This is a genomic window from Mucilaginibacter sp. P19 (genome assembly GCF_050632265.1).
Classification (GTDB): Bacteria; Bacteroidota; Bacteroidia; order Sphingobacteriales; family Sphingobacteriaceae; genus Mucilaginibacter; species Mucilaginibacter gossypii.
Window position 1 is genome coordinate 3,686,912 of the sequence record NZ_CP192586.1, and the last position, 22,073, is coordinate 3,708,984.

Below are 22,073 nucleotides of genomic sequence, written 5' to 3' on the forward strand. Positions count from 1 at the left end.
TAAAACTTCAAGGTACCAAAGGCTTATTATTACTTTTCCGTTATTACCGGATCGTTATAAGGCTGTACCAATAGCTTCAGCTTGTCCTTGCCCAGCAACGCTGCATCAAATTCAATCCAAATATCTTTTGATTCGCCCTTCATCAGCGAAAAATAGTTATCATTCATTATTGCGGGCAGTATCTGTTCGCCCGTGCCGGCTTTTGTTGCCTGTACGCGAATAGCAAATGCAGCCGCCTTTGATGAGGATGGGTTGCTGATCTTTGCATCCACATAATACTTGCCGTTAATTTGCTTTATGGTTGATGATACTTTCAGGTTAACCTTTGGCAGTTGGTTAATGGCGGTAAAATCTGTACGTTTATTACCCCGCCAGTAAAAATTATCTGATACCAGTTTTCCGTTTTTATCAATCAATCTTAGTTTGATGAAATGAACATCCGTAAGACTGCTGCTTTTCGGCACGCCGCCGTACACCTCAAAATCCCAAAGAGAGTAGCCCCAACCCGATCCGCGTTGTAATCCATACATACGCACGTATCGGCCTTTCACTTCATCAAAGGTAACCTGTTGAACACCGACATGCCCATCGCCGCTTTCATAAACATCTTTCCAGCTTTTGGCATCGTCAGATACCTGGATCTTGAAAGCTTTACCATATGCCTCCTCCCAGTTTAATTTCACGCCGTTTACTTCTTGCTCTTTACCCAAATCGACATAGATCCATTCGACATCATTTGAATTACTGGCCCACCTGCTTCCTGGATTACCATCCGTTACAGAACCGGCCTTACCCATGGTGGTTGATGATGCAAAAGCAGGTTTGTTTAGTGCCAAATTTTCGCGGTTATCAGCAAAAGCCATGGTAAAGCAATTCAGCGCTGTATTCGATGGCGCATCGATAGTTTTTGACTGGCTGTATTCTTTTACGATCTGTCCATCGCTGTTATAAACATCGGCATAAGCAATGAGGCTGTTTTCGGCAGTGCGAGTAGTGTTGATCACTTTAATAGCATTATTTACCGGGTTCCATTGAATATGCACCGGTTCGCAGGCTTTTTTAGCCCCCCAGTAGGCACCGGTGAGGTCATAGTAGTAATCATAGGTTTGCCACACCAATGAAGGATAGGCCGACTGGCTCATCCAGGTCATAATGCCCGAAGCATCTTCCCATATATTATCTTCCCAGCCCTCGTACATGGCTTTATTGGTTTCGATGTTCAGCAGCTGTGCTTTACGGCAATAATCTTCGATACCCGAAGCGGCTCCGTAACGGTTTTTAATTCCATCGTCGTACCTGTCGGGGCCTGCATTACCTGCGGACGGACCAAAGAAATGCAGGTTCCACATCTCATTGCGGGGCCACCATTTATCCTTCGGCATAAATTTCTTAAAGCTGTCGAAATTAGTAAACACCGCCGTACCTATCTCGCTGCGAAGACCCCAACCCTGGTTACCGCCAAAGCCATTAGGAAAACGGCTGAAATACCAGCGCGGATCAAAGTTAGTCCACGGACCGCTGCCTGTTAAATTCCCTGCATGCGAGTTAGATTGATAATACCTGTCGTTACCATCGTAAGCGCTAATGTCCTCACGAAGCCAGTTATTTAGCGGAGGTAAAGGCTCGCCCTCATTATCACCGCACCAAATGGCAATGGATGGATGGTTCCTGAACCGTTTTATTTTTTCGATGGCATTGGCATTGAAAGTATTTACATCATTAGGCAGGTTGGGGATAGAGTTAAGCCAGAAATCATCCCAGATCATGATGCCGTATTTATCGCAGGCATCATAAAATTCTTCATCCGTGGTTGAGCCTATCCAGTTGCGGATGATGTTAAAATTCATTTCCTTATGCAGACGCACTTTGGTATCATACTCGTCTCCCCGGCAACGCAGCATATACTCGGTCATCCCCCAATTGCCGCCCTTTAAAAATACTTTGGTGCCATTTACATATAAATGCAATACATGGCCTACGGTATCATAGCTGTATTTTTTGATGCCGAACCGGATCTGTTTGCTGTCAGATACTTCATCGCCCAATTTCAGGCTTAAGTTACAGGTGTACAGGTTGGCATCGCCATAGCCATTGGGCCACCACAGTTTTGGGCCGTTGATCACCAGCTGCGAAAAATGTTTTGGGTCGATTTTTACCTCGGCATTGCTGTTAGCACCCACAAATATTTTTTGGGTAAACCGGATATTTCCAGGATTAATAACACCGGTCAAGGTCCCTGTTTGAAAAGTATCCGTGCTGTTTTTCACCTCAACCGAAACCGATACTTCAGCCCGGGCGGTAGTAGGCACATCTGTACGAATCCAGGGATCATTAATGGTAAGGCTACCTGTGTTGCTCAGGTAAACATCATCAGTAATGCCGCTATTGAGGCCCGGTACATAAGGCATCCAATCCCAACTGGCGCTGGGTATATATGTTGGGCTGGCATAATTTACCAATGGGTTCAGCGGACAGTAAACCAAAACAGCCAGCGTATTTGCCCCTGTTTTATTTACGAGTTTGGTTACGTCATACATGCCCCGCTGCATAAAACCATCTAAGCTACCTATCTTCTTCCCATTCAGGTAGATCTCGGCTTTGCGGTTAATACCTTTGAAATTAAGCCAGATTTTTTGTTTGGTGAAATTGGCGGGAGTATTAAACTCAGTACGGTACCAGAAATTGCGGTCGTACTTCTTTTTATCAACCTTATAAATATTATCGCCAAAATTGGGATCCTTTTCCAAACCGGCTGCTACGTATGATGAAAATACAGTACCGGGTACGATAGCCTTTACCCAATCAGTAGCGGCGTAACCGCTTTTGTAGATGTCAAGACTATCGGCTCCCAGGTCGGCCTGGGCTTTTACTTTCCATGTGATTTGTTTATTGGCGTTGTTGAGGTAAAAGATTTCCTGTGCTGATGCCGGGTTGAGCAGCAGCATCACCGAAGTAAGTAATAGAATTGACTTTTTTATTTTGTAAATATTGATCATAAAATCGTTTTAGCGGATATTCTTATAATTCTTATAGTAAACCGTCATTGTGAGGAACGAAGCAATCCCAAACTGTACAAAGCGGACCTGCTAATCGGGGATTGCTTCGTTCCTACCATGACATAATAAAAAATACAGTCATGCTGAACTTGTTTCAGCACCCCACATGCAAGGCCGCTTGCATAGCCGCTCAGCGCGTGGGATCCCGAAATAAATTCGGGATGACGGGTAGTGTAAATGTCATTTCACCTTCAGAGGCCTCCGGATTTAAACACTCGCAATGACGTTTTCCATATTCTTCTTAATTTTGTTATTGAGCTTTTGATAGCGAAAACGGCCTATCTTCAGAAGCGACACCCCGGTTTATAGCCGGTTTGTCGCCCATTTCAAAATGCAGTACACCGCCGTTCATAATATCGGCCTGGGTGATCCAGTTATGGGTATAAGGCTTGCCATTAAGCGTCGCCGACTGGATATACACGTTCTCCTTGTTGTTATTGTTAGCTTCTATCACGAACTTTTTCCCATTTTCCAAAGCGATGGTCATCTTTTTAAATAGCGGACTACCAATCACATACTGATCGGTACCGGGGCAAACACTGTAAAAGCCAGCGGCGCTCAACACAAACCAAGATGACATCTGTCCTTCATCCTCATCACCAGGGTAACCATTTTCGCCGGCGTTATACATCTTATCCATCACACTGCGCAAATGCTGCTGCGCCTTCCATGGCTGGCCGGCATAGTTGTACATGTAAAGCAAGTGATGAATAGGCTCGTTGCCCTGCGCATACTGCCCCATTTTAAAGGCAGCCATTTCCGTCATTTCGTGGATCACCTGGCCGTACCCTCCTACCTTGATGGTTCCAGGCTCAGTAAATACCGAATCAATCTTAGCAGTAAAGTTCTTCTCTCCGCCCATCAGGTTGATCAAACCCTGCGTATCCTGAAAAACAGACCAGGTCCAGTGCCAGGCATTACCTTCGGTATAGGGGCCACCCCAATCCATAGGGTCAAAAGGTTCAACCCAATTACCTTGCCCATCTTTCGCGCGCATGAAACGGGTTTTGGTATCAAACAGGTTTTTATAATTGTACATCTGCCGGGCAAAAACATCTTCATAAAATTTATTACCGGTGAGTTTCGCCAGTTGATATCCGCAAAAATCATCGTATGCAAACTCCAGCGTCCAGGCGGTTGAACCAAGGGTTTGCGGCGTAAAAGGCACATAACCATTGGCATAATATTCCTTCCAGCCCGGGCGGCCATTGGCACTCCCCCACGGACCTTTATTGGTAGCTTCATGATAGTAAGCCTCCAGGGCTTTTTTGGGGTCGAAGGTGCGGATCCCTTTTACCCAGGCATCGGTTAACAGGGATATGGCATGGTTCCCCAGCATCCCTCCTGTTTCACCCGGGAACGACCAGGCCGGCAACCAGCCGCATTGTTGTTGTGCATCAAGCAGCGCATTTACAAGCCGGCCTTCCATTTTGGGGTGCAACACCGTATTCAGCGGGAATTGAGCACGGAAAGTGTCCCAAAAACCATTATCGGTATACATATAACCGTCATGTACCTTGCCATCGTAAGGGCTATAATAGTATGGCTTCCCATCTTTATTATATTCAAAAAACTGGTGTGAGAATAGATTGGCGTGATACATGCACGAGTAGAAAGTCGCCTTCTGATCTTCCGTAGCCCCCTCAATGGCCATACGGCCAAGCAACTGGTTCCATACTTTATCAGCAGCTTTACGGGTATCATCAAATGATTTGTATTTACCCAGTTCAGTTGTCAAAGTAAGTTCGGCCTGCTCCGGGCTGATATAGGACGAAGCTACTTTGGCTTGTACCGTTTCTCCATCTTTAAATTTGATATAGGCCCCAATACCTTCGCCCTCTGCCGATCCGTTCTTTTCCGAAAGGGTATTCTTTTTATTTTCCCAGGTGCCGTAATCGGTAAAGGGCTTATCAAAAATAATGACAAAGTAGTTCCGGAAATCTTTAGGGGCCCAGCGGCAATTGTTTACGTAGCCTGTTATCTTCCGCTCGGCCGGGATAATTTTTACCCCGCTCATTTTAGTGTAGCCATCTAAAACAAGATAAGAGGCTTTACCTTTCGGGAACGAAAACCTCAGGTGTGCTCCCCGTTCGGTCGGCGACATTTCGGTTGTAATATTATTATCAAGTTTTACCTTGTAATAGCTGGGTTGAGCGATCTCGTTATCGTGGCTAAATGATGCCGCCCGTCCGTCTTCATTAACAACCAGTTTACCGGCAACCGGCATGAGCGAAAACACCGCATAATCGTTAACCCACGAACTGCACTGGTGCGATTGCTGAAAACCGCGGATAGTATGCTCAAAGTACTGATATTTCCATCCATCGCCGTTTTTGCCGGTTTGCGCCGTCCAGGTGTTCATGCCGAAAGGCAGCGAAGTAGCCGGATAGGTGTTACCGTACGAGAACTCGTATTTGGTATTGGTGCCCTGCCGGGTATTCACATACTTAACAAGGTTAGCCTTCTGCGCAAACAGGTTTCCGGCATACATAAGCGCAACTGCGCAAATAAGCGAACGTATTTTCATTGGGTTATATTAAACACTAATTCCATTCGTGCTCCTTCAATTCGAGCCTATTCGTGTTCATTAAATTTTACCCTGATAAATCTTGGCCTGTACAGGTTAGGGTATTTTTTCAGATCGTTTAAAAAATCAACGGAGTTAATATTGTAGCTGATCAGCAGTTCACCGGGCTTTGATAAGCTTGGATGCGCCTTGGCATTATAAACCACAAACGTTTTGGCGATAAGGTCAGGCTTGCAATCCCATAATTTAATGATCGGGCCAAACGGACCTACCGGGCTCGCACCTATGCGCATCCCCACCGATGTGGTCATCCCCCTACCTGGAATATCAGCGCGTAACGCCCATCAGGCAGCGGACTAAAACTTAACTCATTTGATACGCTGCTTGTTACATTGGCAACCTGTTCCATATCGGCAACCCAGGCTTTGCCATTATAGAAAGTCCACTTACTATAATCTTCAAAATCCCCGGGCAGTACACGGGCAACCATCAGGTGCTTGGCCATGCCACGTACCCCATAAACATAAATATAACCATCGGGCTTTGGCGCACCGGCTTCTTGGGTATTTACGTAAATGCCGGCACCAAAAGAGCCGCTTTCCCCTTTCTGATCTACCAGGTAAAACGGCGTATCCATTTGCTTCAGGTCTTTATACGGCGGCTTACTGTTTGCGGGGATTTTGATGAGTGTATTGCCAACTTCCCTGAAACCAAATGCTTCGTTGCTTACGTTATGCACCCTGTACCCAAAAATGTAGATATTGTTATTCAATGCCTGGTTTACAAAGCCATCGCCAAGCCAGTAGTAATCTGTAGCTCCTGTTTTAGGTGTATGGGGGATAAAAATAGACTCCGGTTTTCCTTTAGCATTTTTATCCCAATAAAATTTCATTTGTTTATCCAAAGGCTCGTTGCCTTTTAGTTCAGCTACCGCATTGTGGATCATGATGGCTCCCGGCGCCGTTGTGTTATCACGCACCGCGCCTATCATGCTGTCGCTGAAAACAAAAAGCACTTTATCGCTATGTTTTGCCTGGCCGGTCTCCTTCCCACTCAAAGGAATGGTATAAATACCATCGCCCCCAAACCAGCCCGAATCACGCTTTAACAGGGCCGACCATTCCGGCGCGGCCTCTACCTTAAATTTAATATCGGTAAGATTAACGGTATCAGCTTTTTGCGCAAAGGCCCTATTGGTTAAAACCAGGCCCAAACAAGCTAAACAAACAAGGGTAATTTTCTTCATTAAATAATATTTATACTGGTAAATGTTTATGATGATGGCTTTTGCGTTTAACAAACAGCGCAATAAAGCCTGTTAATCCACCCATCAGCATTAAAAAGCCAATGAAGCCGGCCTGGGTAAATGGCAAACCTAAAAAATGATAAACCGGGTTTATCCGGATCTGCTCTATCAAAAAACGCTCGGTACCGTTGAGCACAAGGTACAGGAAAAACATAAAACCGGGTGTAACTATCCGTTTACGAAAAACCCACATCAGCAAAAACATACCAATGCAAAGTGCAGCCTCATAAAACGGCGTGGGGTATACCGGGTTAGCCAGTTGATTGCAATAGTTACCCAGGCAACCGGGCAGCAGTGTACCGGCATTGATAGCATTATGCGGATAATTGAACGCCCACATCCAATCGGGCAGCCAGCTTAAAAAACCGGGTTTTAGATGTGGGTTAACCTTACCCCAGTCACCGTCACCCGCCAGTTGGCAACCAATACGGCCAATGCCGTACGCCAGCATCATGCCCGGTGAACCGATATCGGCAAGGTGCACCAGTTTAATGTTACGCCGGTGGCCGATATACAAATAAGTCAATGCGCCAAAGATCAGGCCGCCGTAATAAGCAAATCCGTTGGCCGAAAATATAGTACCCAGCGGATCATATCTCAACCTGCCAAAATGCTCAACGATATCAAAAAGCTTGGCGCCAATGAAACCGAAAAATCCAACACTGAAAACAATCAGCCCCATTAATTGATAAGGGTGTACAGTATATTCGGTTGTTTGCGGTTTAGGCAATGCAAATTTCTTTCGATCGCGGTAAATCCAGAAGGCAAATGCACCTCCAATAAGTACGCCGGCTGTTAAATTCCCCTGCAATGAAAGGATATATGCCCGCGGGTTTGCAGCAAAAACCTGGTAGTTAAAAACGGCTCCAAAAAGTTTAAAGCCAAATAAAAAACCGGGCAAAAAATTAATGATCATTTCAGCTGCCGAAGCGGGTTTTCCGATGATTACCTTCCGCTTAAATGCACTGATCTTTCCAATGGCTTCATACCGTTTAAATTCTGAAGTAAACACTATGTAGGCAAATAGAAAGGCGAGTGCAATAAAAAAACCAAGCGTTTGGATAGGAAATCCAATCCGGATATGGAAGAGATAATATATCAGATCGCCGATGGTCGGAAACATATCCTAATTTAAAGTTTATCTGCCAAATCAAAAAAGGAAGCCGGCACCGCACCGCCAGCTCCTTTTGGTTTATCTATTGGTTTTTAAAAACCGGCCTGGATGCCCAGGTTAATCACCCGCTGGTTAATGTACGCATCGCCCGCGGTATTGGTAGCAATTTCGGGGTCCTGCTGATATTTTTTGTAGTTATCAAACGTGAGCAGGTTATATGCGCTCATATAAATGCGGGCGTTATTAATCTTAAATGGTAACAGGTTGGTTGGCAATTGGTAACCTATATCAACGGTTTTTAACCGCACGTAATGTGCATTTAATAACCAGTAATCAGAAAAATAAGCCGTAGGGCTGTTTACGGAAGTTGGATTGGTAGTTAACCTTGGGAAGGCGGCATTAACCGGGTTTTCGGGCGTCCAGCGTTCCTGGTGAATGGGCTGAAACTGGCTTTGAAATGGTTCGATACCTGTACCAATCACCGCGAAACTGTAGTTAAACGATCCCTGCAAAAGCACACTTACACTAAAACCTTTGTAAACAGCCTGCAATGAAAGACCCAGTATGGTATTTGGCAGGTTTGGATTGCCTATCGGCCTTTTGTCAAAAACGTTAATAATGCCGTCACCGTTCAAGTCCTGGTATTTCAGATCGCCGGGCTGTAGTGGGATACCGTTATCAGGTACGGGTACCGATTTGCTTCCCGAATTGATGGCGGCAATATCGGCAGCAGTATAGTATCCCAAAAAGTGATAACCATATTGCTGCCCGATTGAATGACCGGTTTGCGCCAGCCATGGATATGCCGGCGTAGCCTCATCTTCATATAGGATCTTGTTTTTAGCGTACGAGAACACGAAACCAACGTTGTATTGTACTTTGCCAAGCGTGCTATGATAGCTGATCTGCCCGTCAAGGCCCTGGTTACGGGTTTTACCGATGTTTACGGCAGGCAAACCAACACCCAAAATCTCCGGTATACTCCCCGGTGTAATTAGCTGATTGTAACGGATATCGTGGAAATAATCGGCTGTGATGGATATTTTATCATTAAACAAGTTGGCATCCAGGCCTATGTCGATCTTTTTGGCACGTTCCCAAACTACGTTCGGATTGCCCAATGAGCCTTCATATATAGTATTGTAGTTTTGAGCTGTTTCGCCAAAATTGTAACCACCGCCCTGATTGTAGACCTGGTTATATACATAACGGTTACCCGGCGCTGCATCCGAACCAACCAAACCATAACTGCCCCTTATTTTCAAAAGACTAAACATAGGGAGAGCCTTTTCAAAGAACGACTCTTTGGCGATGTTATAACCAAAGCTCACAGCCGGAAAAATCCCAAAGCGATGATTAGCGGCAAAGCGGTCGGTGCCGTTATAGGCTACGTTAAAGTCGAACAGAAATTTCTGTTTAAAGTCATATCCCACCTTGCCCGATATACCGCGGAACTTTTGCGGCACACCAACCTGCGCGCCATCAAGTAGCGGATAGGTGAAATACGTTTGCGAAGTTTGATTGAACAACAACAATCCCGAAAAATGGTGCGAACCACGGAATGTCCTGTCGTAGTTGGCATAAAGCTGCAGGTTGTAATTATTGGTATTGATATCGGTGCTGCCCGTTAAAGCATAAGTTTGATACACATAAGTAGCACCCGGCCTTAAGGAATATTGATTAGTAGCCGGATCGTAATGATAGGCAGGGATACCACCGTTAAAAATTTGCTTGGTAAATTGTGCAATGCTCGAATAAGCAACCCTGCCCGTTACCGAAAGGCCATTGGTTAAAGCATCAAGCCTTTGCGTAGCACCAAAAAGTACATTAAAATCGGTACGGCGGGAGTGTTGATAGCCTCCTGTTGCCAGCCTGGCGTTAAGCGTTGGCAGGTGATCGGGATTAAATGATGAATAGGCGTATGAATAACTTCCGTTAGGATTAAGATATGGCGCCGTAAAAGGCGTTTCCTTGGTAAAATTATATACCTCGCTTACGGCGTTCTGGTTATAAGGCTGGTTCAGATCCGAAAAACGGGTGGTAATGTCCAGTCGCAGATCAAGCGTTTTATTGGCTTTCAGATCGAGGTTTGAGCGAAAGTTATAGCGTTTAAAATAGTAATTGGTATTCACCAAACTTTGCGGATCGGCAAAATCACGTACCAGGCCATTCTGGTTTAGCGCGCCACCCGAGATGAAATATTTTACCCCGGTTGTACCACCCGAAATATCCAGGTTGGCATTGGTTTGATAGGTGTACTTCTTAAAAATTTTATTATACCAATCAACATTGGGGTGACCGTATGGATCGGATCCATTTTTAAAGAGGTCAAGGTCCTGCTGGGTAAAGCTAAGCGGGATGCCGTCATTATGCTGGGCCTCATTAATCAATACCGCTGTATTATATGAATCTAAAAACTGCGGCGTTTTAGTAGGCTGCTGGATGCCGCTTTCCACACGAAGGTTCACTTTAGGGGTGCCGGCCTTGCCGCGGCGGGTGGTCACCACCAATACGCCGTTAGCGCCTTTGATACCGTAGATAGCTGTAGTTGACGCGTCTTTCAGAATCGAGATGCTCTCTATCTCATTAACATTGATCTGCTGCAGCTGGTCATAGCTATACTCGATGTCATCTACAATAATCAGTGGCTGGTTACCCGACGGGTTTAGCGAGCTTACCCCGCGGATATAAAAATCGGAAGCATCCTTACCCGGCTGGCCCGAACCCTGCTGCGAAAAAAAGCCCGGCAATTTACCGGTTAAAGCATTTTGCACGTTGGCCGTTGGCACGGTACGGATCTCACTGGCCGAAATGGAACTTACAGCACCGGTATTAGTGATCCTTTTTTTGGTTCCGTAAGCTACTACGGCTACTTCATCCAAACCGTTGGTATTGGTTTGCAGGATAATATCCATCCTGCCCGATTCCGATACACGGAGCTCACGCGGGATATAACCAATAAAACGCACAATGATGGTATTTGACTGCCCTTTAAGAACAAGCCTGAACTTACCACCCTGATCTGTAATAGCACCATTATTCGGAACACCTTTTTCAATTATCGATACCCCTGGCAATACCCCGGTAATATCGCGTACAGTACCTGTTACGGTCCTGCTTTGCGCAAATGACACCGCCGGGAGCAAGATCATTAATATCTGGAAGAGAAGTATTATTTTTCTCATAAAGCTTAATTTTTTTGGTTTAACTGGCTGAAGTTTTGAGATTACCATCCTGGATTTTGTTTCATATTCGGGTTCTTCAAAACCTCGTCATAAGGTATTGGGTACAGGTACATCTTAGGCGCTTCGAATTTGGTAGTGAGCGCATTCACCACGTTATAGGTAAGGCTGGAGCCTATCTTCACAATGCTGATCCCCTTTTGCGGCTGGTTCATAACCGTTTCAGCAATTTTCCAGCGGCGGATATCCCAGTAGCGGTTCTCTTCAAAAGCCATTTCCAGGCGCCGCTCATTTTGGATGATGGCGCGCATCTCCGCTTTGCTCATACCGGCTTTAAGCCCGTAATTGCCGGTGCCCGCATCTATCCCTGCCCTTTTCCTGATGCTGATAACAGCATTATAAACCTCGGGAGTTGCTCCGGCCGATTCATTGAGTGCTTCGGCATAGCCTAAAACAACATCAGCATAGCGCAGGATCTGCCAGTCTATGACATGAGCGGCGTAGGCATTGGTGTTTTCAAAATTGCCCATGAACTTGCGCATGTAATAGCCTGTTTTGGTTTGTTGTAATGAGCCGTTGGGTTTGCTGGCCCCTCCTTCGTACAATTGCAGATCTGAGTTAAGCCATCTTGCACCGTTATAGAGCACGGTATATGTTAAGCGCGGGTCGCGGTTCTGGTAAGGGTTGTCCGGGTTATAACCTGATGCCGGATCAGTAATAGCCAAACCGCTTTTCATGGGGAAGGCATCAACCAATTGTTGTGTAGGACTGGTTTGCCCCTTGCCTACTGCCCCGGTAAATCCAACGGGACCGTTAGTGGTTTCAATCGAGGATGAATTATCTGTTTGCCGGATAAATATATTTTCAGAGCTGTTTTGAGTCAGAAATACATCTTTAAAGCTGGGCAATAACGAATAAACATTCAGGTCCATTACCGCTTTCTCAGCAGCAGCAGCCTGTGCCCACCTGTCGGAGCTGAAATCGGTATAACCGGTTAGCGGATTTGAGGCATCAATATTCTGTCCGTTAAATAACGGGCTTGCCGCATATAGCAGTACTTTGGCCTTTAAAGCCATGGCGGCACCTTTGGTAGGGCGGTGATAATCAGCATTAGGGTTGCTCAGCGGCGCGCTCATCAGGGTGTCCTTAATGGCATCGCATTCGCTTACAATGTATTTGATACAATCGGCAAAGGAATTACGGGGCAAGGCTACATTATCTGTTATAGTAAACACCTTGTTGCCCAATAAGGGAACGCCACCGTAACGTTTAACCAGCTCAAAATAATATAGCGCCCTTAAAAAACGGGCCTCGCTTTTCCATACATATTTCATGGAATAACCATGATATTGGGCCAGCACCGGCACTACATCAATATTATTCACAAACTCATTTGCCTTGCGGATGCCTGCGTAATAATAAGCCCAAAGGTTTTCGCCGGCGGGGATAGTATATGAATTATAAGATGCTGTTGAAAGTATGGTTACTACATTTGATGATACCGAAGCCGATGACATGGCATCATCACTGGCCGCGTCAAGGTAGTCGTTCCCTACCCTGTTGTGCCCGTTTTGGAGCGCTGCATAAATCCCATACAGGAACATTTGGGCATTGGTGCCTAAGGAATCTTTTTTATCAAACACGTAATTGATAGTAACCTTATCAACCGGGAACTGCTCATATTTTTTACAGCCGGCCATTATGGTTAAGATGCCGGCGGCCGCTAAAATTATTTTGTTGAAACTCTTCATGATCGTAATATTTTTATGATGGCCAAAATCAAAGCTTAATGTTAACGCCGGCATTTATTACCCTTTGAATTGGGTAAGCAGTACCGTATACCTCCGGATCAAAATCTTTGTAGCCATACAGTGTATACAGGTTTTCGCCGTTCACAAATATTCTCAAACCCGATAGCCTGAGCTTATGCGCCCACTCATAAGGCAGATTGTAACCTACTTCGGCATTTTTAAGCCTCACATAATTGCCCTTGCGCAGGTACAAGGTTGAGTTGGCGGTATTATTGGCGTTACCTATTGATAACCTTGGCGCAGTAGCCGTAGCAGCGGTTTCGGGTGTCCACCGGCCTAAAATGGTGTTGTACGCCTGCCCGCTGTAAGTAAGCCCGAGGAAACCCACACCTGCAAAGCCGTTCACCTGCGAGTTATTGAACATCAGCTCACGGTTCGCTACGCCCTGTAACAGGAAACTCAGGCTAAAACCTTTGTAATTGAAACCCGCCGAAAAGCCATAATAAACCAGCGGCCGGTTACCGCCTATAGCCGAAACATCAAACTGGTTGATAATATGATCGCCGTTAAGGTCTTTGTATTTTACATCTCCTGCCTGCGCGGTGTAACCGGTAGTTGTTGCACTGGTGGCAGCATCCTGGGCATCCTTGAAATAACCGATAGCCGTGTAACCATAAATAGCGTTGGTTGAGCGACCGGTGTGCCTGAGCCATGGGTAAGGATATGGCTCTTCGTCGCTAAAAATAATTTTAGACGATTGGATAGAGGCATTACCCGAAATGAAGTAATTGAAATTTTGGATGTGATTTTGATAAGTTAAAGTAAGTTCAGCGCCTTTGTAAAGATTAATACCTAAATTTTCATAAGGATATGAGGTACCCAACAAAGCAATACTGTTTCCTCTAACCTGCAACAGATCGTAATACCTGTCGTGGTAATAATCGGCAGTAATATTGAAATGATTATTAAACAGGGAGATATCGGCCCCTATATCCAGCTTGCGGGCTTTTTCCCAACGGATGTATGGGTTGGCCAATGTGTTTTCAAAATAACCCTGTACCGGGCTTTTGCTGGTACCTGTGCTGTATGAATAGCCCTGCGAAGGGCCGTAGGTTTGCAAAAAATTATAGTAACCGTAATTATCTACGTTGTTGTTTCCGGTTTTACCATAGGTGGCGCGCCATTTCCATGAGTTTATCCAGCTGAAATTATCTTTAATAAAATCTTCTTTACCCATTTGCCAGCCAATACCGCCGGCGTAAAACAAGCCATATTGATTGCCCGGAGGATAACGGTTATAACCGCTGCTGTTGGCGGCCGCTTCAATAAAGTATTTACCGTCATAATTATAACCTGCTTTTAATGCACGGTTTGTTGTTACCTGCGAAAGGTCATAGTTTAATACAACCGAGCGTACATCATACAGTGCCATACCGGTTATATTGCTTTTACCAAAAGTCCTGTCGTAATTAACTGATGCCTGGGCAAACGAGTAGCGGGCGCTTGAAACCGTACTGAACGAATTGTTTTGCGCAACTGATGAGCCCACTGCCGAATAAGAACTGTCGGCGTTAAAAGAATAGGCATTATTTTGCAATGAGCGATTTAAAAAACTTTGCGATGAAAAAGCAAGGTTGCCTTTTGCCTTTGCCGATAAGCCTGGTGTTATGCTGCTGAGGTTATAATTCAGATCGAGGTTGGCCAGTACATCATTGCTGCTGGTGCGCTGATAGCCTGAAAACTCGGTTTGCGAAAGCAGGTTGTTGGTATATGTTGTTGTACCGCCAAATGTGTTATTTGGATTATAAAGCGGATATGCATTGTTTGGCGTGCTGTAAAGAGCGCCCAATATGTTTCCATACCCTGCCCCTGGCTGCGTGCTTTGCTGGATACGGCCAAATAACTGAAGATCGACAGTAAATTTTTTGGTTACGTTAACCGCGAGATCGGAGTTAATGATATAGCGGTTAAGATCATTATTGGTGTTGTAGGGTACAGCTGATGCGGTGCGGAACATCCCGGCCTGGTCAAGGTAGTTTAATGACACGCTGTACCGCGCTACCTGGGTACCGCCGTTAACATTAAGCTTGTAGCTGGTCATCGGCGAATTATCGCGTAATATGGTTTTAAACCAGTTAACATCCGGATGTCTTAAAGGGTCGGTGTGGTTGCGGTAGGCGTTAAAATCGGCACTGCTGTAAAGGGCCGGCTTACCATCGTTTTGTAACGCTTCGTTATATAAATACGCATATTGATAAGCAGGCAGCGGGTTTGGCAAGCCTAAAGGCTGCTGGGTGCCCGTTTGTGCAGTGAATGAAATATGCGGCGTACCCACCTGACCGCGTTTAGTAGTAATAAGTAAAGTACCGCGCGAACTGTTGATGCCCAGCATCATATTTGAAAGCGCGTCCTTTAATACCGAAACCGATTCGATACTTTCCGGATCAAGCGACGCTATCTCACGCTGAACACCATCGATAATCGTTATCGGCCCCTGTCCTCTTAATGAAAGGCCGAACTCGGTATTGTCATTGGCCGAATAATTATTGTGCTGCACTACCGCCCCGATAAAATCATTTACAGTCTGCACGCCGGTTTGAGGTGCGGCGAAACCGCTATACTGCTGGGTATACAAACCGGGGAGTTGCCCGGGTAAAGCATAGGTATATAAAGTTGCAGGAGTGCTGGTAAGCTGATTGGTATAGATAGTTGATATGGCACCCACATTTTTTGATGTGCTGATGGTATCATAAAGCACATTGATGGTTTTAGGTGCCTGAATATAGCTATCTATGAGCCTCACCGTTAATTTAGCAGTGTTTTTAACAGTAACTTGCCGGGCGTTATAATTCGCGGCGGTAAATACCAGCGCATCTCCCTTTATGGCGTTGATGGCAAACATGCCGTCTTTACCGGTAGTTAGGGTACTATTTTTTCCTTTATTAATTACTTTAACACCCTGTAGTGGGTTACCATACTCATCAAGTACAATACCGCTTACCTGACCGGGCCGTGCAGGCGCCACGGAAGCTGTATCCTGCTGCATGGCTGCATAGCTGGTTTTAACCAGTAGCAGCATCAACAGCGTGATACCTGTTAAACATTTATTTATGTAGCAATAAGCCATATTTTTCAGGTTTAAAATTGTTGGCAAAAGGTTTAAATATCGTTTTAGCAAAAGCAATATTGTGTAGTGCATCTGCTTGTTTATTTCATTTACAGATCAACCGCATTTAAATGTATAGGTGAACGGGGCATCAGTATTACCATACCCTACCTTTACCTTGCCCGTTTTATCTGTAAGGAAGTACTCCATTCTTGTGATGGTTTGCGTATCCCCTGCATTAAAGAATGATCTCGGCCAAAACGTAAGCTGGTACTTTTTACTGGTGGCAGTAGTTTGTTTCAATAATGTTTTAGTGGTTTGCTCACAAACTTTTATGGTTTTGCCATCGCTGGTGTAGGCCGTTGCGCACAGGTAAACTTCACTTGCGCCGCTTAACTGTGTATCGGTAACTGTACCATCAAAAGTCAGGGTTACAAAATCGTTATCCAATGATTTTGGCGGATCGATAGTGGTAAGCTGCGGGTTACAAAAGTCAACCAGGTCACCGCTGCCGCCGGTTACTTCAAAACAGGTATTACCAAGCAGCACACTGTAATAAGTACCGTTGCCATCGCTGGTAAAACCGTTACCGCTGTCGGTTATGGTATAGCCCAGTTTAACCAACATGTTATTATTATCAGCGCCTACTTTTGTTTTAATATTCAGGTCGACAATAAACTCTACCCCACCGGTATGGCTGTAGGCTTTATCAGTTTGGTAAGCCACCCATTCCATGTCATCAATAAGGTTACCACCGTTACCGAAAGTTTTTTTCATGTATGCCGACCAGGTAAGGCCGTCGCCCTTTTTAGGTAAAGTACCGTCGGGTATCAGGGACATGGTTCCGTTACCTTGTTTGCTGGTGTAAGTTATAGTGGTATTCTGCGCTGCCTTCCAGCCTTTAGGCACCAAAAAACCAAAAATGAGGTAGTCGGGGCCTCCATCTCCCACGGTAGGGATATCACAGTGTACCGTTATCGGCACAACTGAACCTACGGTAGCTGTGGCCGGCTGATCAACACTGGTAATTTGTTCGCCACAGCAGGCTAAAGCAATACCCAGCACCACCAAAGCACACAGCTTCCATAAATTTTTACCTTTTATATGTAAATATGATCTCATAATTTATCGGTTGCTTTTAGTTTATCAATTGGCTTTTTCAAGCACGTACACATAAGTATTATTGGTACAGCCCGGACTGAAGGTTATGCTTAGCTGCCTCTTGCCGTTTACTATAGGATAAGTAAAAGCTGTTGAAACCGGCTTATCGCCCGTGGCAGTAAAGGTGATCTTAAACGGATACTGCGGATCATCAAGTGCAAAAGCACCGTCCTTGCTTACCAGGAAGGGCAATTTGTTCACCAGTGTATACCCTTTATCGGTAAAGCTGATCCTGAACTGGCTAAAATCAATAATGGAGGTTAAATCGGTGCCATTACGGGTAGCTTTGATCACCCGCCAGTTGCCGGCGATATCCTTGGGGGCCTCGCTTCCGGGAACTATCTTTTCGGTTTTACATGATGATACTGTCATCATAAAGACAGCTATCAACAGCAGGTAAAACCATTTTGCTTTGTAATTATATTTCATATCAATACTACTATACTGTCGGTGATTAATAGCCCGGGTTCTGGATCAGTTCGGGCGATTTGGCTACCTCGCTTTGCGGGAAAGGCCACAGGTACATCGCTTTACGGAAATTGCGTTTGCGCACATCAAATTGTTTATAGGCTACCGCAGCACCATCGCGGTCAACCTCCATGCCTTTGGTTGTAATGTTGTCCGTTTGGTCGGCAATTTTCCAGCGGCGCACATCCCAAAAACGGTGCTCTTCAAAAGCCAGCTCAATGCGGCGTTCATTTTGAATAGCTGTACGCATATCAGCCTGGCTCAAACCTGCGGGCAACTGGTATGGGTTTAAGCCCGCCCGTTGACGGATAGCCTCAACTGCCGAATAAACTAATGCGGTTGGCCCTTCATATTCATTAGCAGCTTCGGCATAGTTCAGCAGGATCTCGGCATAGCGGATCAATGGCAGGCAACGATCTGTCCGGTGCATAAAATCGTTGGCTACGGCAGCCGGGTCGAGCATTTTATTGGTGTAGTATCCGGTGGTAGTACCAACATGTACGGCATCAGGCCCTGTTGTATTTCCGTTATATTTACCGACAAAAATATTTACGGGCGAGGTACCCGACGAAAGCCTGATTTGCAGAGGTGTTTGGTCATGGATGATGCTATAATCCAAACGCGGATCGCGGTTAGCATATGGATTATTGGGATTATAGTTTGATGTAGGGTCTGTTATACTTTTACCGTTGCTCATCGGGAAAGCATCAACCAATCCCTGCAGGGGGAAAGCACCGTTTTTGCCCGTACGGGTTGGCGGCTGCCATAAATTCTCTAAATCCACGTTGCCGGTCGGGCGCATCAACTGGAAAATATATTCGGTATTTACACGCTTGGTAAACAGCTTTTGAAAGCCAAAACCCGGGGCAGTGGCATTGTCAACGTTGAGACTATATACGCCAGTTGAGATAACGGCAGCCGCAGCTTGTTCGGCAAGTCTCCAGCGCTCTTTATCGTAAGCCGGGTATCCCGCCAATTCGAGCGTTTTACCCTCACCGATAGACTGCCCGTTGAACAAAGGGCTTGCGGCGTAAAGCAACACTCTCGCTTTTAAAGCGAGGCAAGCCCCTTTTGATGCCCTTCCATAATTTACCCCCGATTGCACAGTCGGCAGGTCCTGCGCTGCCACGTCACACTCGGCAAGGATATAATTCACGCAATCGGCATAGGTATTGCGGGCAGCGGGGATCTTATCCGTATACGTGTAAACACTGTCGCCAAGTAAATGCACACCGCCGTAATGTTTCAGTAATATAGCATAATACCAGGCCCGTAAAAACCGCGCCTCAGCTTTCATTTGTGTTTTGACGAAATTATTGATGGGTGCCTTAGGCAAATTTTTAAGCAACTGGTTTACCGACCGGATATTGGTATAACAGGTTTTATATGCATCATCGGTAACCACGGCGGCATTGATGGTGCCCGTTTCAAATGCCAGGGCTGTTGATCCGGCAGATGCTGATACTTCCGCTTCGTCGGAGGCAGCGTCGATACCGCCGTTAGGCGTAGGCGAAAGTATTGGCCCGTAGGTAAACCTTCCTGCCGCCGCACTAAAACCAACATTGCTGTAAATGCCGGCTAAAAACGATACGGTATTGGCACTATCGGTAAACACTGTCTCCCCGGTTAGGTTTGATGTTTGTGTTTGCCCCAGGAAACCTTCCTTTTTACATGAAGTAAAAACAAGGAAGCCCCCGAAAACCGAATAAGCAAGAACCTTGAAGTAAAGTTTTTTCATACTATAGGGTTAGTTAACATCATGCTTCGACAGAAAAACATAAAATCGTTTTAGCAATTTCATATTTTAACCCGCGGAGCAAACGTTTTAAAAGCTGTTTGTTAATTGGTTTATAATTCAGATGTCGAAATCCGATACTAATATAGTTTATAAAAACGATTTAGCAAATTTTTCACACTATTTTTTTATAATTTTTAAAATCACAATTTCGATACCGGAATTTTAACAATTACAACATTTGCAATCGGTTGAAAATGTTGTAATTGTTATTATAAAAGCGTTATCTATTTAAGTCGATAATACTAAACCGGAAGCCACTGGACTGATTTTCTCTTTTTTATACCTGAACGTGTACATTGAACTAAAAACGTAGCGCAATTTATCGGTAACCCGGCACTAACTATTTTTTCCACCAAAAAAAAGACTAAAATACAGTGCCTGGTAGTTAATGGAATTGCCCCAAAATTCCCAGGTATGGCCTCCCGGCCTTACAGTATAATCATGAGGGACTTTGCGTTCAAGCAGCTTTTCATGCAGCTCCTGGTTAGCCTGGTAAAGGAAATCATCATAACCAACATCAAAAGTAATAGCAAGTGAGTTGGGTTTTAACAGGTAAATGAGGTTTACCACGCTGTTTTGTTCCCACCTGTCGGGGTGTTCGCTGTATTTACCCAATACGCGTTCGATGCCGAAACTATCCGGAAAAGGCCTGATATCAACTGCGCCACTCATGCTCCCGGCAGCACCAAATTTATCTAAATGCTTAAACGCTATATACAACGCGCCATGTCCGCCCATACTCAAACCGGTTATGGCCCTCCCCTTCCGGTCGGTTATGGTTGAATAATGCTTATCAACCCAGTTCACCAGTTCGGTACCTACATAGGTTTCGTATTGTGAATCCTTAATGGTTGGGCTATCAAAATACCAGCCCGCAAAGTCGCCGTCGGCACAAACTATGATAAAATGATAAGTATCGGCCAAACCGGCAACAGCAGGGACTTTTTTAATCCAATCGCTGTAATTGCCGCTAAAGCCATGCAGCAGGTATAATACCGGGTACTTTTTGGTGCTTGAATAATCGGCCGGCTTGATCACCACAGCCTTAATATCTTTGTTCATTATGGCACTGTGGGTCAGCACCGTATCAACCGTTGCAGCGGCAGCTTTCAAACTGCAGACTGCAAAGCCGATAAATAATGGAATAAATAGTAACTTTTTAATATTCATCAGTATATAGTGATTTTATTTTGAGGCGATGATGGTGATGCGATGGTTTTGCGGTTTATTGATAGCATAGATCTGGTTGGTAAGTACATCCATTTCTTTTTGCCAGGCATCGCGCAGGCTTTTGTAGCGGGCACGGGTATAATTATCTTTATTTCCATTAACAAAAATGTCTTTTTTGGCATACTTGCTTATGGTATCCATAGCGGCGTTGGTATCATGGAACAACAAGCCTTTGCCTTTTAAAAAGTCAAACTGCATCCAGGTATACATGCGGATACGCCTTTCAATGTCCCAGCGTTCTTCGTTTAGTTCCCTGATCTGGATAGCCTGCTGATATTGCGGTGTTATAGTGATCTCGGCCAGGTTGATACCTGCGCCCAATTGCTCAGTCGACCAACTCCCCATTTTTTCTCCATCGATAATGACATCATAATTAGCTGTTTTTAACCCTTTAACGGTAAGCAACTCCTGGTTCATTTCTTTGGTAAACGGCACAACCTTAAGCGCATCGGCTTGTTTTTTTCGGTTTCCCCAACCACGCGGAATAGTATCAATGGGATAAGGCAATGAATTTGCGAGGTAATTGAACGATACGGAATCTGCCGAAGAAACCACGTTAGTTACTTTACAATTCACCGCCTTAATGGTCTTTTTACTTTTAGCGTCAACAGCCACATCAGCCACTACTTTATTGCTGAAGCCCTGCGCCTTTAAAAAAGATAAGCCATCACGAGGTGCCCGTCATTGTCAGGATGCACCCTGTCATTAGGCGTTAAGCTGAAGGTGGAATCTTTGGCTTGCTCACGCAGGTTGATCTCTGTCATGGGATGATAGAAATCAACATAACCCCAGTTATTTCTTTTCGCTGCTGCTTGCTGAAAATCGATCACTTTTGAAAAAGCCGCACTTTTTTTAGGATAGATGTTTTTGGTAGTAAACTTGCTGGTTTCGTCATAAGGCGAACCAAGAATAAAAATTTTACGGATCTCAGGGTGTTGCTTTAGTTTGTTTTCCAGCAGTGTATAGTTATCGTATGAGCCCTGGATCCTTTTATCCATAACATCCTGTGCATCGGGGCGGTACCATTCAAAATAACCGGTATCATTCATGCCCCAGGTAAGGGTTAATACATTTGGTTTTTTGCTGAACACATCATCTTCAAAACGATCGTTGATCTGCCCTACAACATCGCCGCCAATGCCGGCGTTATAGCAGGTTATCCGCATGTTAGGGAAACGGGTCATATAGTACAACCATATGTACGAGTGGTAATGGCCCCCATCCGTAATACTGTTGCCAACAAAAGCCACCCGGTCGCCCGCGCGAAATGGCGCTATGTTTTGGGCAGTTACTGCTCCCCGGGCTGCTATCAGTACTAATAATAAAATCAACTTTTTCATTAACTGTTAATTATAATGTGTTCAGCAAAAAATA

General features: G+C 45.1%; 14 protein-coding genes. All 14 read right to left on the reverse strand.

The window, feature by feature from the left end:
- Positions 1–29 precede the first annotated feature (29 nt).
- The 14 genes from ACQ86K_RS17900 to ACQ86K_RS17965 all read right to left on the reverse strand — a co-directional run bounded on the left by ACQ86K_RS17900 (position 30) and on the right by ACQ86K_RS17965 (position 22,039).
- On the reverse strand, positions 30–2,996 hold the full coding sequence (locus tag ACQ86K_RS17900; RefSeq protein ID WP_091162749.1) for a discoidin domain-containing protein: 2,967 nt from the start codon (positions 2,994–2,996) through the stop codon (positions 30–32).
- 310 nt (positions 2,997–3,306) lie between these two features.
- The gene (locus ACQ86K_RS17905) at positions 3,307–5,583 is read right to left on the reverse strand and encodes a GH92 family glycosyl hydrolase (protein ID WP_091162748.1); all 2,277 of its coding nucleotides are present in this window, start codon (positions 5,581–5,583) and stop codon (positions 3,307–3,309) included.
- 47 nt (positions 5,584–5,630) lie between these two features.
- Entirely contained in the window at positions 5,631–5,894 is a 264-nt protein-coding gene (locus ACQ86K_RS17910) for a hypothetical protein (RefSeq protein ID WP_431198471.1), read from the reverse strand.
- Positions 5,891–6,829, reverse strand: coding sequence for a hypothetical protein (locus tag ACQ86K_RS17915; protein WP_431198472.1), 939 nt, complete (start codon positions 6,827–6,829; stop codon positions 5,891–5,893). The genes ACQ86K_RS17910 and ACQ86K_RS17915 overlap by 4 nt, the downstream gene beginning before the upstream one ends.
- Before the next feature lie 10 nt (positions 6,830–6,839).
- Positions 6,840–8,012 (reverse strand): prolipoprotein diacylglyceryl transferase, encoded by a 1,173-nt coding sequence (locus ACQ86K_RS17920; protein ID WP_091162746.1) that lies wholly within the window; start codon positions 8,010–8,012, stop codon positions 6,840–6,842.
- Between the two features lie 83 nt (positions 8,013–8,095).
- The gene (locus ACQ86K_RS17925; protein WP_091162930.1) at positions 8,096–11,188 is read right to left on the reverse strand and encodes a SusC/RagA family TonB-linked outer membrane protein; all 3,093 of its coding nucleotides are present in this window, start codon (positions 11,186–11,188) and stop codon (positions 8,096–8,098) included.
- A 41-nt stretch (positions 11,189–11,229) separates the two neighbouring features.
- Entirely contained in the window at positions 11,230–12,936 is a 1,707-nt protein-coding gene (locus ACQ86K_RS17930) for a RagB/SusD family nutrient uptake outer membrane protein (protein ID WP_091162929.1), read from the reverse strand.
- Positions 12,937–12,964: 28 nt separating this feature from the next.
- Positions 12,965–16,063, reverse strand: a complete 3,099-nt coding sequence (locus ACQ86K_RS17935; RefSeq protein ID WP_091162928.1) for a SusC/RagA family TonB-linked outer membrane protein — start codon at positions 16,061–16,063, stop codon at positions 12,965–12,967.
- A 96-nt stretch (positions 16,064–16,159) separates the two neighbouring features.
- Positions 16,160–17,164, reverse strand: a complete 1,005-nt coding sequence (locus tag ACQ86K_RS17940; protein WP_091162745.1) for a DUF4961 domain-containing protein — start codon at positions 17,162–17,164, stop codon at positions 16,160–16,162.
- Between the two features lie 24 nt (positions 17,165–17,188).
- Positions 17,189–17,632, reverse strand: coding sequence for a DUF5004 domain-containing protein (locus ACQ86K_RS17945; RefSeq protein ID WP_091162744.1), 444 nt, complete (start codon positions 17,630–17,632; stop codon positions 17,189–17,191).
- Between the two features lie 25 nt (positions 17,633–17,657).
- Entirely contained in the window at positions 17,658–19,409 is a 1,752-nt protein-coding gene (locus ACQ86K_RS17950; protein WP_091162743.1) for a RagB/SusD family nutrient uptake outer membrane protein, read from the reverse strand.
- A gap of 396 nt (positions 19,410–19,805) precedes the next feature.
- Positions 19,806–20,639, reverse strand: coding sequence for an alpha/beta hydrolase (locus ACQ86K_RS17955; RefSeq protein ID WP_091162742.1), 834 nt, complete (start codon positions 20,637–20,639; stop codon positions 19,806–19,808).
- A 15-nt stretch (positions 20,640–20,654) separates the two neighbouring features.
- Positions 20,655–21,323 (reverse strand): hypothetical protein, encoded by a 669-nt coding sequence (locus ACQ86K_RS17960; protein ID WP_431198473.1) that lies wholly within the window; start codon positions 21,321–21,323, stop codon positions 20,655–20,657.
- 26 nt (positions 21,324–21,349) lie between these two features.
- Positions 21,350–22,039 (reverse strand): SGNH/GDSL hydrolase family protein, encoded by a 690-nt coding sequence (locus ACQ86K_RS17965; RefSeq protein WP_431198474.1) that lies wholly within the window; start codon positions 22,037–22,039, stop codon positions 21,350–21,352.
- Positions 22,040–22,073 lie beyond the last annotated feature (34 nt).

Excerpts from the sequence above, each read along its gene's own strand:
- ACQ86K_RS17920 (WP_091162746.1), bottom strand. The coding sequence starts at position 8,012 with ATGTTTCCGACCATCGGCGATCTGATATATTATCTCTTCCATATCCGG.
- ACQ86K_RS17925 (WP_091162930.1), bottom strand. The coding sequence starts at position 11,188 with ATGAGAAAAATAATACTTCTCTTCCAGATATTAATGATCTTGCTCCCG.
- ACQ86K_RS17965 (WP_431198474.1), bottom strand. The coding sequence starts at position 22,039 with ATGAAAAAGTTGATTTTATTATTAGTACTGATAGCAGCCCGGGGAGCA.
- ACQ86K_RS17935 (WP_091162928.1), bottom strand. The coding sequence starts at position 16,063 with ATGGCTTATTGCTACATAAATAAATGTTTAACAGGTATCACGCTGTTG.
- ACQ86K_RS17950 (WP_091162743.1), bottom strand. The coding sequence starts at position 19,409 with ATGAAAAAACTTTACTTCAAGGTTCTTGCTTATTCGGTTTTCGGGGGC.
- ACQ86K_RS17955 (WP_091162742.1), bottom strand. The coding sequence starts at position 20,639 with ATGAATATTAAAAAGTTACTATTTATTCCATTATTTATCGGCTTTGCA.
- ACQ86K_RS17910 (WP_431198471.1), bottom strand. The coding sequence starts at position 5,894 with ATGACCACATCGGTGGGGATGCGCATAGGTGCGAGCCCGGTAGGTCCG.
- ACQ86K_RS17930 (WP_091162929.1), bottom strand. The coding sequence starts at position 12,936 with ATGAAGAGTTTCAACAAAATAATTTTAGCGGCCGCCGGCATCTTAACC.
- ACQ86K_RS17900 (WP_091162749.1), bottom strand. The coding sequence starts at position 2,996 with ATGATCAATATTTACAAAATAAAAAAGTCAATTCTATTACTTACTTCG.
- ACQ86K_RS17915 (WP_431198472.1), bottom strand. The coding sequence starts at position 6,829 with ATGAAGAAAATTACCCTTGTTTGTTTAGCTTGTTTGGGCCTGGTTTTA.
- ACQ86K_RS17905 (WP_091162748.1), bottom strand. The coding sequence starts at position 5,583 with ATGAAAATACGTTCGCTTATTTGCGCAGTTGCGCTTATGTATGCCGGA.
- ACQ86K_RS17945 (WP_091162744.1), bottom strand. The coding sequence starts at position 17,632 with ATGAAATATAATTACAAAGCAAAATGGTTTTACCTGCTGTTGATAGCT.
- ACQ86K_RS17940 (WP_091162745.1), bottom strand. The coding sequence starts at position 17,164 with ATGAGATCATATTTACATATAAAAGGTAAAAATTTATGGAAGCTGTGT.